The organism is Streptomyces krungchingensis (assembly GCF_054729265.1).
In genome coordinates this window covers 6,239,630-6,252,907 of record NZ_JBPUKY010000001.1, presented here as the reverse complement: position 1 = coordinate 6,252,907, position 13,278 = coordinate 6,239,630, and the positions used below count along the sequence as shown (strand labels likewise).

The 13,278-nt window shown below is 69.2% G+C and carries 11 protein-coding genes; 2 read left to right on the top strand and 9 right to left on the bottom strand.

What is annotated here, in order from left to right; all coding sequences use genetic code 11:
• The 6 genes from ACSYGO_RS27540 to ACSYGO_RS27515 form a co-directional block, all read right to left on the bottom strand.
• A complete protein-coding gene (locus ACSYGO_RS27540; protein WP_426677485.1) occupies window positions 1-465 on the bottom strand; it encodes a hypothetical protein in 465 nt (154 codons plus the stop codon).
• 25 nt (window positions 466-490) lie between these two features.
• Entirely contained in the window at window positions 491-3,925 is a 3,435-nt protein-coding gene (locus ACSYGO_RS27535) for an RHS repeat-associated core domain-containing protein (RefSeq protein ID WP_460388020.1), read from the bottom strand.
• A gap of 194 nt (window positions 3,926-4,119) precedes the next feature.
• Complete coding sequence (locus tag ACSYGO_RS27530; RefSeq protein WP_460388019.1) at window positions 4,120-4,767, bottom strand: hypothetical protein; 648 nt, start codon at window positions 4,765-4,767, stop codon at window positions 4,120-4,122.
• Window positions 4,768-4,769: 2 nt separating this feature from the next.
• Entirely contained in the window at window positions 4,770-5,300 is a 531-nt protein-coding gene (locus ACSYGO_RS27525) for a hypothetical protein (protein WP_460388017.1), read from the bottom strand.
• Between the two features lie 32 nt (window positions 5,301-5,332).
• Window positions 5,333-5,827, bottom strand: coding sequence for a hypothetical protein (locus ACSYGO_RS27520; protein WP_460388015.1), 495 nt, complete (start codon window positions 5,825-5,827; stop codon window positions 5,333-5,335).
• A gap of 46 nt (window positions 5,828-5,873) precedes the next feature.
• A complete protein-coding gene (locus ACSYGO_RS27515) occupies window positions 5,874-6,515 on the bottom strand; it encodes a hypothetical protein (RefSeq protein ID WP_435222837.1) in 642 nt (213 codons plus the stop codon).
• Window positions 6,516-6,759: 244 nt separating this feature from the next.
• Here ACSYGO_RS27515 and ACSYGO_RS27510 point away from each other — a divergent pair, with 244 nt between their 5' ends.
• Together ACSYGO_RS27510 and ACSYGO_RS27505 are read left to right on the top strand one after the other, a co-directional pair.
• Window positions 6,760-7,803: a hypothetical protein gene (locus tag ACSYGO_RS27510; RefSeq protein ID WP_460388013.1), complete on the top strand. Its 1,044-nt coding sequence runs from the start codon at window positions 6,760-6,762 to the stop codon at window positions 7,801-7,803.
• Between the two features lie 133 nt (window positions 7,804-7,936).
• Window positions 7,937-9,187 (top strand): cytochrome P450, encoded by a 1,251-nt coding sequence (locus ACSYGO_RS27505; RefSeq protein ID WP_460388011.1) that lies wholly within the window; start codon window positions 7,937-7,939, stop codon window positions 9,185-9,187.
• A gap of 114 nt (window positions 9,188-9,301) precedes the next feature.
• Here ACSYGO_RS27505 and tuf read toward each other — a convergent pair whose 3' ends face one another.
• From tuf to rpsG, 3 genes are all read right to left on the bottom strand, one after another.
• A complete protein-coding gene (gene tuf, locus ACSYGO_RS27500; RefSeq protein WP_093905285.1) occupies window positions 9,302-10,495 on the bottom strand; it encodes an elongation factor Tu in 1,194 nt (397 codons plus the stop codon).
• Window positions 10,496-10,639: 144 nt separating this feature from the next.
• Window positions 10,640-12,766: an elongation factor G gene (gene fusA, locus ACSYGO_RS27495; RefSeq protein ID WP_426680618.1), complete on the bottom strand. Its 2,127-nt coding sequence runs from the start codon at window positions 12,764-12,766 to the stop codon at window positions 10,640-10,642.
• 39 nt (window positions 12,767-12,805) lie between these two features.
• Window positions 12,806-13,276 carry a 30S ribosomal protein S7 gene (rpsG, locus tag ACSYGO_RS27490; protein WP_003998848.1) on the bottom strand — a complete coding sequence of 157 codons (471 nt, stop codon included), beginning with the start codon at window positions 13,274-13,276 and terminating at the stop codon, window positions 12,806-12,808.
• Window positions 13,277-13,278: the final 2 nt, after the last annotated feature.

Genomic DNA, 13,278 nt, shown 5'->3' with positions numbered 1-13,278 from the left:
TCAACGGCGTCCGCGCAGGGCCTTCCAGGCGTCCTCGGCCGCGTACATGACGGTCAACCGCCAGGCGTCCAGCTTGTCCACCACGGTTGTCCGCACCATCTGCCACTTGAACCACGGCGGCAGATCCCGGAACGGCACGAAGGTCAAGGTGTCCCTGATGGCGTGCTCGGCGAAGCGGCCGCGGCCCTCGGCGCGCAGCGCCGCGTACAGCTCCGGGGTCAGTTCGCCATTGAGCCGGGCCGCAGCGCCTGCCGCGGTGAACGCGAACCCGCGCTGATTGGGATCCGTCAACTGCATAGCCCTGACAATCCGGGGTGACGCTTCGTCCAGTGAGCAGTTGAAGGCCAACCCGATCACCGCTGAACCGAGCGGCCACTCGCCTCGCTCGAAGGCGGCGTCGACCTCGGCAGGGTCGTCGATATGCGACACACCTTCGCCGGTTTCCCAGTCCCATTCGGCCGCCATGACGATTCTTCCTTTCCTCCGCCCGTCAGCCATCGCACGGAGGCGGGAGCACCTTCTGCTTCTTCTTGTTGTTGATCATCTTTTCCTTGACCAGTCTGGTCAGGTCGTTCTCCCCGACACTCTTCGACGGGTACTTGCCCTGCACGTGGCCGTGATAGATCTCCTTGACGATCTTGCCGTTCTTGTCGGTACGGTACTCGTGCCGGTCGAGGACCACGATCTCGTTGTTCACGTGGTCCACGCCAATGCGCCGGAATTCGGCCGGGTTGTTCGGGTCCCCCAACGGGATGGACCGGTCCAGCGCCGCTTGGCCGTCCGCGGGGGCACGGCCGATCTCGCCCTTGGCCGACGAGCTGCTGCCCGACCCGTGCTTGTCGTACGTCGAGTCGTCGTAGATGCGGACCGGCTCGTCGCCCTCCAGACCGAGCGGGTCGGTCCAGCGGAAGGGGTTGTCGACGTATGCGTGGTGGTTGGGGGACGGGTCCAGGCCCAGCGGGTCGGGAGAAAGGTAGCTCGCGGTGTCCGGGTCGTAGTAGCGGGACAGGTTGTAGTGCAGGCCGGTTTCCGGGTCGCGGTACTGGCCCGGGAAGGCCAGCGGGCACAGCCCGCCGTCGTCGCCGGCCAGAGGTCTTCCCCACAGGCTGGTGGCGGACTTCCAGGCGATCGCGCCGTCCTGCCCGACGAGTTCGCTGGGGGTGCCGACCAGGTCGGTGACGATCGCGTAGAACTGCCTGCTGACCTCATCCGGGTCGGCGGTGCGCCGCTGGCTGCGCACCTGGGCCGCCGCGCGGTGCGTGCCCGGCTCCCAGTCCCAGGTGTCGGTCTCCACCACGTCGTCGCGGAGCGTCTGCTGCTCCGCGAGGTTGGTGCCGTCCCAGGTGAAGAGGATCTCGTCGGCGACCGAACCGTCCTCTTGCACACGGAACTTGGCGGTGCGCCGGCCGAGCGCGTCGTAGCGGTACCGCCATACGCCGCTGCCGGGCGTCGCCGCCTCGGTCAGCCGGTCCTCGGCGTCCCAGGTGTAGGTCCAGATCCGGCGCAGCCCGGACAGCGTCCGCCGGATCACGCGGGCCACGCGCCCCTGGGCGTCGTGCTCGTACGTGGTGCGGCCCGCCGAGTCGACCATCGTCCCGGAGTGCTGCGCCGGACCCTGAGCGCCCTCTCCGCCGGGGGCCGGGTGGCTGGCGGCGGCGAGGTTGCCGAGGTCGTCGTAGGCGTAGGACTCGGTCCAGGACTCGGCCGACACCCGCGTGACGCGGCCCGCGCGGTCGAGGTCGAACCTGCGGGTGCCGCCGAGCCGGTCGGCGATCCCGGTCAGGTGACCGTCCGCGCGATAGGCGTAGGCGCGGGACTGCCGCACGGTCGCGCCACCGGTGCCGCCGTCGTCGGCGCTCCCCGACCGGATGATCTGTTCGACGAGGCGGTGGGAGGAGTCCCAGGACTGCGTCAGTGTGGCGGCGCCGTCGAGGTCGCGGGCGGTTTCCCGGCCGGCCGCGTCGTGTGTGAAGGTCAGCGCGCCGCCCTCGGTGACGAGCGAGGTGGGCAGCCCCGCGGAGTCGTACGACCAGTGCGAAGTCGCGCCGGAGGGCGTGGTCCGCCTCACTCGTCGGCCCAGCGGGTCGTACGCGCTCGTGACGGTCCGGCCGTCGACGGTCTCGCTGACGATCCGGCCCACCGCGTCGTAGCCGTAGACGACCGTGCTGCCGGGGTGCACCGCCTCGAGCAGGCGTCCTGCCGGGTCGTAGCGCAGCGACGTGACCACGCCGTCGCCGGTGCGCGACGTCACCACACGGCCCTCGGCGTCACGGGTCATCCGCACCGTCTGGCCACTGCCGTTCGCCCGCTCGACCTGGCGGCCGACCGGGTCGCAGACGTAGGTGAGTGTGCGGCGGTTGAAGTCCGTCTCAGCGATCAGGCAGCCCACCGCGTCATAGCGGTAACTCCACTCGTCGCCGCACGGATTGGTCACGGCGGTGAGCCGCATCTCGGTGTCGTGGGTGAAGCGGTAGCGTGTGCCGTCCGGGTCGGTCCTGGACGTAGGCCGGTTGAACGGCCCGTACTCGAATGAAGTGGTGAACCCGCCCGCATCACAGTGCTCGGTGAGGTTGCCCTCCGCGTCGTACGACCAGGTCTCCCGGCCACCGTCCGCGCGCTCGCGCCACAGCAACAGGCCCTCGGGGGTCCAGCCCTGGCGGACAGTCCCGCCGACCGGGTCCTGGATGCGCACGACACGGCCGCACGCGTCCCTGTGCACGGTGACGACACTGCCGCGCGGATCGACGACCCGCGTCGGAAGCCCCGCCCCGTCGGTGTCGAACCGGATCGTGTCGCCCAGCGCGTCGGTCTCCGTGATCCGGTGCCCGTGTTCGTCGTAGGTGTACGAACTCACCGCGCCCAGCGGGTCGGTGGTGGTGAGCAGGTTGCCCCGGTCGTCGTACACGCACTCCCAGCGAGCCCCGTCGGCCTCCGTGACGGAGACCGGCAGGAGGTCGTCGTACGCCACCTGGATGCTGGTGCCGTCCGGCCGGTCCAGGCGCACCGGCTGGCCCTGCTCGTCGAGGGTGTAGCGGGTCGTGTTGCCCAGCTCGTCGGTACGGGACAGCAGCCCCCCGAAGGCGTCGTGCTCGGTGTGCACGGCGAAGCCCAAGGGGTCGACAACACGGGTGAGGTGGAGATGCTCGTCGTAGTGGTACGCGGTGCGGTGGCCGAGGCTGTCGGTCATCGTGGTGACGCGCCACACGTCGTCGTACGCGAACCGCGCGGACATCGCGCCGTCCTGCCCTGTGCCGCGCACCACGCGGTCTGTGGCGCCGTCGTAGTCGTAGCGGTACCAGCGGTCGTTCCGGTCGGTCCAGGAGGTGACGCGGCCGAGTTCGTCGTACGTCAGCCGGTAGGGGCGGCCCGCGGAGTCGGCTATCCCGGTGAGGTGACGGTCGGGATCCTCATAGAGGTAGGTGCGCAGGACCGTGCCGGGGCGGGGGCCGGTCGCGCTGCCGGTGGACTCGTTCTCGGTGGACTCGTTCTCGGTGGACTCGTTCTCGGTGGACTCCAGGAGCCGCAGAGCTGTGATCCGGCCGTCTTCGGTGTCGACGGCGAGGTGGTAGCCGCCGGAATGGCGGACCGCGACAGGCGCGCCCTCGGCGGTCCGCCGGAAGTCGATGCGTTGCCCGTTGGGGTCGGTGACGGCGCACAGCGGGAGCACGACAGCTGTTCCGCTGCCGGCGCCAGGAGAATCCGGGACGATCGCGGGGCCGTAATGCCGGGTCAACCCCGTGAGGGGGTCGCTGACCACGACGCTGCCGCCGGGGGTTCCGTCCCAGGTCAGCGGCCGCCTCGGACCGTGGCTCGGCAGTACTGGGATCCCAGGCTCCGGCACCGGATAGACCTGGAGCATGCCGTCCGCACTCGCGCAGACGGCACCCTCGCCATCGAGTTCGAGGCGTTCGTCGAAGGTCGACATCCACGCCGGCCCGAGGAGGACGCGGTAAGGCAGGTGATCAGTTCCCCGAGGCGAAGGTCACGACGTCCGCCCACGCGGTGGGGGCGAGTGCCGGGCGGGGCCCCTGGAGGTTCTTGCAGTTGCGGCGCCGGGTCTCCGTCCGTCCTCCGGTCGAGACCGGGCCGATGCCGGGACCCTCCGGGCGGTCCTGCGCCTCACTCCCCCGGAGCGAGCAGACGCTCCAGCTGTTCGTCGTACGCCCGGTAGCCCGCCTTGCCCCACTCGGGCGCTCCGGACCGGGGGCTGAGGGTGGCGGGCAGACGGGCCACCCGCCATATGCGGAAGACCGTCCCGGCGGAGCTGCGGCCCGTGGCGTCCGCCAGGTCGCAGGCAATGCGGAGAAGGCCGGCGATACGCTCCGCTCCCTCCCCCGGCTTCACCCGTGCCGTGATGGCGGCCGCTGTCAGCGCCTCCAGGAGGCAGGTCGACTGGAGGTCGGCGCCCATACGGCACATGCGCCGCACGACCTGCGGTTCCTCCAGCCGTTCGAGGAGCTGCGGGACCCCGGTCACGGCCCCCGACCACAGCAGGAGGGATGCCGAGGTCACCGGGTGATCGCGCAGGTAGCCGAGCTCGTCCGCGATCGCCATCGCCGGTGCACCGAACCGCCCCACCTCCCGGATGCCGTCCAGCAGGCCTGCCACCTCGCCGCTCCTGACCGCCAGGAAGCCGCCCACCGAGACGTCGGCGAGTCTCCACGTGCCCGTCGCGTTCACCGCGCCGATCTCCACGATGCCGCCGAGCGAGGCGAAGACGGTGCGCGCGAGCACCGACTCCGGTATCGGGGTGACCTGCTCTGCCACGGTCAGCCGTCCCAGGGGGCGCGCACCGGTTTGCGGGTCCACCACGCGCCCAGTTCGGCGCCCGGCTCCTCATTCGCCGGACGTATCCACGGACGCAGCGAGCGCTCGGGGTCCGGGACGCCGGCTGCGTCAAAGCGCACGTCCAGCCGGGCCGGCAGCCTTCCCGGCGCACCCGCGGCCGCCGCCACCGGCAGAGCCCGCATCAGCTCCTCAAGAGCGTCGCGGGAGCGCAGGTCGTTGCCGTATGCACTGATCGGGTAGAGGTCCTCCCCCGGCCGGCCCGGCTCCATCCGGCGGACCACCCGCTCCCAGGACGCGAACCGGTCCGCCACCGAGTACACGGGCGCCGTGATCCTGTCCCGCAGCGCGGACGCCACCCGCGACCGCTCCGCGTCGCACCGTGCGACCGCTCGCAGGACCGGCTCGGCCAACGCCGCCCACACGGCCCGGCTCTCCGGCGCCGCCCAGAACACGTCGTACGGCGCCCGCACGCCACCGGGCCCAACCCGCCGGTGCTCCGGTTCGCCCGCCAACTCGCCTACTTCTTCAGCTGGTTCAGTCCTCCTCATCGCCGTCCCCCCCTCTTCCGCCAACGGCGTCCGCGCAGGGACTTCCAGGCGTCCTCGGCCGCGTACGTGACGGTCATCCGCCAGGCGTCCAGCTTGTCCACCACGGTTGTCCGCACCATCTGCCACTTGAACCACGGCGGCAGATCCCGGAACGGCACGTAGTCGAGGGTGTCGTCGATGGCGTTCTCGGCGATGCTCTTGCGACCGGGGCCTTCCGCCCGCAACGCGGCGTACAGCTCGGGTGTCAACGCACCGTTGAGTCGGGCCGCAACGCCGGCCGCGGTGAACGCGAACCCCCGCTGACCGCGATCCGGCAACTGCATCGCTCTGATGATCCGAGGCGACGCATCCTCCAACGAACAATTGAAGGCCAACCCGATCACCGCCGTCCCAAGACGCCGCTCGCCGCGCTCGAACGCCGCGTCCACCTCGGCGGGGTCGTCGATACCCAGCAGACCCTCACCGCTCCCCCAGTCCCACTCGGACACCATGGCCGTCCTTGCGCTCCCGCCCCTCACTCAGTCGCCGTCGGCGCGATCACGGATACGGATCGATCAGATCCTCCAACACCTGGGCGTAGCTGCGGAGACCGGCCTTGACGCTGTTCTCCGCGGGTGAATCGGGACGCAGTACGTCCGGCAGGAAGGTGACGCGCCACATCCGGAAGGTGTCGGATGCGGCTCGCTCGGGGTCGGCGTCCAGCAGGGATCCCGCCGTCCGCACGGTGTCGACCAACAGCGGCGCGACGGCCCCGGGGCCGGAGTCTCTCACCGTGGCCGCTCCGACAAGGGCGTCCAGGAGGGTGGTCAACTGAAGATCGCCGCCCATGTGAACCATGCGTCGCAGCACGACAGGGTCGTCGGTGTCGGGGGGATACCCCTCGATGCATCCGGAGTACATCGACAGGTACTCGGCCGTCACCTCACGCCCGTCGTTCCACCCTCCCTGCATCTCGAAGATCGCCATCGTCTCGGGACAGAAGTCACCGATGACCCTGATCAGCTCCAGCAGGCGATCGATCTCGCGCCGGTGACCCGCCACGAAGTCGGCGAGTGAGACGTCCCGCAGGGGGCGTGCCCCCGATTCCCTTACCGCACCGATCTCCAGAATCGCCCACAGTGGAGCGAATACGTCGTAGCCCAGTCCGGTCTCGGAAATCGGAGCGCGCTTTCCCGTCATACCGAAGAACCCCGCCTCCATCGGACAAGTACCTGGACGTGCTTCGCCAGCGCGGTGTCGTGAACAGCTCAGGGGGCAACGTCCCATGGAACCGCATCGCTGTGAAAGCGAACCGATACCCGTCGACACCATGATCGCGTGCCCCGCCGAGCGCCATGGCCCGACGATGTCCCACCTCGACGGCACCCGCTGGGCAGCAACCACCCGTACAGGCAGAGGAGTTCGCCGTACGTACCCTCTTCCCATGTCCCGCACCACTCCGCCCCGTCCGCTCGACGTCACCGCGCTCTTCCCGGAGGTCGCGTCGCTGGCCCGTAGTGCCGTCCGGCTGCATCCGCGTGCGGGTGCCCCCACGGTCGCGGACAGTTCGATCGGCGGGCCCCTGCTGTGGCCCGCCGAGGAGCCGTGGCCGACCTGCCTGGACCATGTCGGGGGCCGGCTGCGCGGGATCGCCCCCGACGACGTACGGCTGCGGCGGCGCACTCTCGCCGAGGCGTGGAACCGGCCGCGTGCCGAGGGTGCCGAGCTGCTCACCCCGCAGGAGCGGGTCGTCGTCGACCGGGGCTCGGCCGAGGTGCGGATAGCGCAGGCCGGACCGGTCCCCCTGATCCCGGTGGCGCAGCTGTACGCCGCCGACGTCCCGTCGCTGCCCCGCCCGCCCGGTACGGACCTGCTGCAAGTGCTGTGGTGCCCCTTCGACCACGAGGACTACGTCCCCGCCGCCCGGCTGCGCTGGCGGGCCTCCGCCGAGGTCACCGACCCGCTTCGCGCCGCCCCGCAGCCGGAGCTGATCGGCACCGGCGACTATCTGCCCGAGCCCTGCCTCCTGCACCCCGAGACCGTCACCGAGTACCCGGCGCCGCACGAGCTGCCCGAGGACCTGGCGGAGCGGATCGAGCTCTGGGAGGAGAGCCAGTACTCGGACGAGAACGACGAGGACGACGAAGACGACGAGGCCGGGGACTCCGGCACCGTCGACTATCAGTACGACCTCAGCGTCGCCCCCGGCTGCAAGCTCGGCGGTCACGCCCCCTGGAGCTTCAGCGACCCCTTCCCGATGGCCTGCCCCGAATGCGGTGCGGACGTGCGGCCCCTGCTGACCCTCGACGGCGCCGAATGGGACGGTGGCAGCGGGAGCTGGCGGCCGGTCGAGGACGCCGGCTACACGGGCCTGCACTTCCTCGGCCCGGCCTGCTCCACCCAGCTCACCATCGGCCGGAGCTACAACCTGCAGATCTACGTGTGCACGGCGTCGTACGACCATCCGCACGTGCAGAACATGCAGTGACGGATCCGCCGTCGGGCGGCCGTAGGTGCCACCGGCGGCCACCTCCGCGCAGCCGCACCGGGCCGCCTCTTCCCGGCCCCCACCTGGAGCACTCCCCCGCGACACCCCACCACCCCCGTCCGATGGTGGACCCATGGCAGAAGACACCACCACCCTGGCCGGACCGCCCGACGGACAGCCCGACGAGGGTCCGCTACCTCCCGTGCGGGACTGGCCGGACGTCGGGACGAACGCGACCGACTTCGATCCGGTGCTCGCGGAGCTGATGCGGGAGGGACCGCTGACCCGGATCCGGCTGCCGCACGGGGAGGAGGACTGGGCGTGGCTGGCGACGCGCTACGACGACGTCAAGATGATCACGAACGACGCGCGGTTCAGCCGCGCCGAGGCGTCCGTACGGCAGTTCACGCGGCTGGCGCCGCACTTCGCGCCCCGGCCCGGCGCGCTGGCCTGGGCCGACCAGCCGGACCACAACCGGCTCCGTCGCGCCGCCTCGACCGCCTACACGGTGAGCGCGGTACGGCGGCTGCGCCCCCGTGCCCAGGAGATGCTCGACGAGCTGGTCGACGCCATGGTGCAGGACGGGCCGCCCGCCGACTTGGTCGAGCGGGTGCTCGAACCCTTCCCGATCTCCGTGGTGTGCGAGGTCATGGGTGTCCCGGCCGACGAACGCCGGAAGGTGCACGACTGGACGCGGGAGATCATCTCCACCGCGGGCGGCGCCGAGGCCTCCGAGCGCGCCAAGAAGGGCCTGTTCGGCTGGATCGCGCAGGCCGTCCGCGACCGCGGCGACAGCGACGGCCAGGACGTGCTGTCGCTGCTCGGCGCGGCGGTGAAGAGCGGTGAGCTGCGGCACGAGGAGGCGGTCAGTGTCGCCGGCCCGCTGCAGATCGGCGGTGAGGCGCTCACCAACAACAGCGGCCAGATGTTCTTCCTGCTGCTGACCCGGCCCGAGCTGCTGGAGCGCGTACGCGAGGACCCCGCGTCGCGCCCCGCCGTCGTCGAGGAACTGCTGCGCTACATCCCGCACCGCACCGCGGTGGGCCTCCCCCGTATCGCCCTGGAGGACGTCGAGATCGGGGGTGTCCGCGTCAGCAAGGGCGACCCGGTCTACGTGTCCTACCTGGCCGCCAACCGCGATCCGTCGGTCTTCCCGGATCCGGACCTCATCGACGTCGACCGGGACGCCGGCGCGCACATGGCCTTCGGCAACGGCCCGCACTACTGCACGGGCGCCATCTTCTCCCGCATGCAGATCGAGCTGTTGCTCGACACCCTGCTGGAGCGTCTGCCCGGGCTGCGGCTCGCCGTGCCCCCGGACGAGGTCCCGTTCCGGCGGCGCACGATGATCCGCGGTCCTGAAGCCCTGCCGATCGCCTGGTAGGCGGCGCCGGGAAGCCCGGCGGGCAGAGCCGGGAGAACAGCGAAAGGGCCCGTACGACCGAAGTCGTACGGGCCCTTCCAGGAGCTCTGTCAGGAGCTACCAGGTCGGATCAACTTACTTGTTGATCTTGGTGACCTGGCCGGCGCCGACGGTCCGGCCACCCTCACGGATGGCGAACTTGAGGCCCTCCTCCATGGCGACGGGCTGGATGAGCTCGACCTTCATCTCAGTGTTGTCGCCCGGCATGACCATCTCCGTGCCCTCGGGGAGGGTCACAACACCGGTCACGTCAGTCGTACGGAAGTAGAACTGCGGACGGTAGTTGTTGAAGAACGGCGTGTGGCGGCCACCCTCGTCCTTGGACAGGATGTAGGCCTGGGCCTCGAACTCGGTGTGCGGGGTGACCGAGCCCGGCTTGATGATGACCTGGCCGCGCTCGACGTCCTCGCGCTTGATGCCGCGGAGCAGCAGACCGACGTTCTCACCGGCCTGGCCCTCGTCGAGCAGCTTGCGGAACATCTCGATGCCGGTGACCGTGGTGGTGGTCTTCTCCTGCTTGATGCCCACGATGTCGACGGTCTCGTTGACCTTGAGGACACCACGCTCGATACGGCCGGTGACGACCGTACCGCGACCGGTGATCGTGAAGACGTCCTCGATCGGCATGAGGAACGGCTTGTCGACGTCACGCTCGGGCTGCGGGATGTTCTCGTCGACGGCCTTCATCAGGTCGAGGACGGACTGGCCCCACTCCTTGTCGCCCTCAAGGGCCTTGAGCGCCGAGACCTTGACGACCGGCAGGTCGTCGCCCGGGAACTCGTACTCGGAGAGGAGCTCACGAACCTCGAGCTCGACGAGCTCCAGGATCTCCTCGTCGTCCACCATGTCGGCCTTGTTCAGGGCGACGACGATGTACGGAACGCCGACCTGGCGGGCCAGGAGCACGTGCTCCTTGGTCTGCGGCATCGGGCCGTCGGTGGCGGCAACCACGAGGATGGCGCCGTCCATCTGCGCCGCACCCGTGATCATGTTCTTGATGTAGTCCGCGTGACCGGGGCAGTCGACGTGGGCGTAGTGACGCGTCTCGGTCTGGTACTCGACGTGCGCGATCGAGATGGTGATACCGCGCTGGCGCTCCTCAGGAGCCTTGTCGATCTGGTCGAAGGCCGAGGCCTCGTTCAGGTCCGGGTACGCGTCGTGCAGCACCTTGGTAATGGCGGCCGTGAGGGTCGTCTTACCGTGGTCAATGTGACCGATGGTGCCGATGTTGACGTGCGGCTTAGTCCGCTCGAACTTCGCCTTCGCCACTGGGGTCCTCCTGTGGAGTGGTTCTGTACGCCTTACTCATCGGCGCCAGGGTGATCTTTGCTGGGGTGCCGCCCGCCGGGGTTCTTCCCTGGGGTCGGAACCCCGGCGTTCGGTGTCAAGCCTAAAGCGTGTGAACGGGGTGCGTTACTCGCCCTTGGCCTTCGCGATGATCTCCTCGGCGACGTTCCGCGGAACCTCGGCGTAGGAGTCGAACTGCATCGAGTAGCTTGCGCGACCCGACGTCTTGCTGCGGAGGTCTCCGACGTAGCCGAACATCTCCGAGAGGGGCACGAGGCCCTTCACGACGCGGGCACCGGCCCGCTCCTCCATGGCCTGGATCTGACCACGGCGGGAGTTGATGTCGCCGATGACCTCACCCATGTAGTCCTCGGGCGTGGTGACCTCGACGGCCATCATCGGCTCGAGCAGCACGGGGCTGGCCTTGCGCGCGGCCTCCTTGAAGGCCTGCGAACCGGCGATCTTGAACGCGAGCTCGGAGGAGTCGACCTCGTGGTAGCCACCGTCGAGAAGAATGACGCGGACGCCCGTCATCTCGTAGCCCGCCAGGATGCCGAACTGCATGGCCTCCTGCGCACCCGCGTCGACCGAAGGGATGTACTCCTTCGGGATGCGGCCACCGGTGACCTTGTTCACGAACTCGTACGAGGCGTCGCCGCCCTCGATCGGCTCGATCGCGATCTGCACCTTGGCGAACTGACCGGTACCACCGGTCTGCTTCTTGTGCGTGTAGTCGTGACGCTCGACGCCCTTGCGGATCGTCTCGCGGTACGCGACCTGCGGCTTGCCGACGTTGGCCTCGACCTTGAACTCACGGCGCATGCGGTCGACCAGCACCTCGAGGTGCAGCTCGCCCATACCGCCGATGATGGTCTGGCCGGTCTCCTCGTCCGAGTGAACCTGGAAGGAGGGGTCCTCCTCCGCGAGACGCTGGATGGCGACACCCAGCTTCTCCTGGTCACCCTTGGACTTGGGCTCGATGGCGACCTGGATGACCGGCGCCGGGAAGTCCATGGACTCCAGGATCACCGGGCTCTTGTCGTCGGACAGCGTCTCACCGGTGGTGGTCTGCTTCAGGCCCATGACGGCGACGATGTCGCCGGCGCCCACCGACTCGATCTCCTCACGCTTGTTCGCGTGCATGCGGTAGATCTTGCCGATGCGCTCCTTCTTGCCCTTGACGGAGTTCAGCACGGCGGTGCCGGACTCCAGGCGGCCCGAGTAGACCCGGACGAAGGTGAGCTTGCCCAGGTGCGGGTCGCTCATGATCTTGAACGCGAGGGCGGAGAGCGGCTCGTCGTCGGACGGCTTGCGCTTGACGACCAGCTCCGGGTCCTTCACGTCGTGGCCTTCGATGGCCTCGACGTCAAGCGGAGTCGGCAGGTAGCGCACGACCGCGTCGAGCAGGGGCTGAACGCCCTTGTTCTTGAACGCGGTGCCGCAGAACACCGGGGTGACCGTGGTGTCGTTGGACTTGCCGGACGCGATGGTGATGCGACGGATCGCGGCGTACAGCTGCTCCTCGGTGGGCTCCTGGCCCTCCAGGAACAGCTCCATGATCTCTTCGTCGTTCTCCGCGACGGCCTCGACCAGCTTGCCGCGCCACTCCTCGGCGGCCTCGGTGTGCGTGGCCGGGATGTCGACGACGTCGTACATCTCGCCCTTCGCCGCCTCGGCGGACCACACGAGCGCCTTCATGCGGACCAGGTCCACGACGCCCTTGAAGTCGGCCTCGGCACCGATCGGGAGCTGCATGACGAGCGGCTGGGCGCCCAGGCGGTCCGAGATCATGTCCACGCAGCGGTGGAACTCGGCGCCGGTACGGTCCAGCTTGTTCACGAAGCAGATGCGCGGCACGCCGTAACGGTCGGCCTGACGCCACACCGTCTCGGACTGCGGCTCGACACCGGCGACACCGTCGAACACCGTGACGGCACCGTCGAGGACGCGCAGCGAGCGCTCCACCTCGACCGTGAAGTCGACGTGGCCCGGGGTGTCGATGATGTTGATCGTGTAGTCGTTGTCCTCGAGCGGCCAGTGACAGGTGGTGGCAGCAGAGGTGATCGTGATGCCACGCTCCTGCTCCTGCTCCATCCAGTCCATGGTGGCAGCGCCGTCGTGGACTTCACCGATCTTGTAGCTGACGCCGGTGTAGAAGAGGATCCGCTCGGTGGTGGTCGTCTTGCCCGCGTCGATGTGGGCCATGATCCCGATGTTTCGGACCCTGGCCAGGTCAAGTGAAGTGGTAGCCATAAGGCTTCAGTCTTCTCTCGGTCTCGATGTGGGTAGCGACTACCAGCGGTAGTGCGCGAAGGCCTTGTTGGACTCGGCCATCTTGTGGGTGTCCTCGCGCTTCTTCACGGCCGCACCGAGGCCGTTCGAGGCGTCGAGAAGCTCGTTGAGCAGACGCTCGGTCATGGTCTTCTCGCGACGGGCGCGGGAGTAGCCGACCAGCCAGCGCAGCGCCAGGGTGTTGGCGCGGCCGGGCTTGACCTCGACCGGCACCTGGTAGGTGGCGCCACCGACACGGCGGGACTTGACCTCGAGGGTCGGCTTGATGTTCTCGAGAGCGCGCTTCAGCGTGATGACCGGGTCGTTGCCGGTCTTCTCGCGCAGGCCCTCCATGGCGCCGTAGACGATGCGCTCGGCGGTGGAGCGCTTGCCGTTCAGCAGCACCTTGTTGATCAGGGAGGTGACAAGAGGAGAACCGTAGACCGGGTCGATGATGACCGGGCGCTTCGGGGCGGGGCCCTTACGAGGCATTC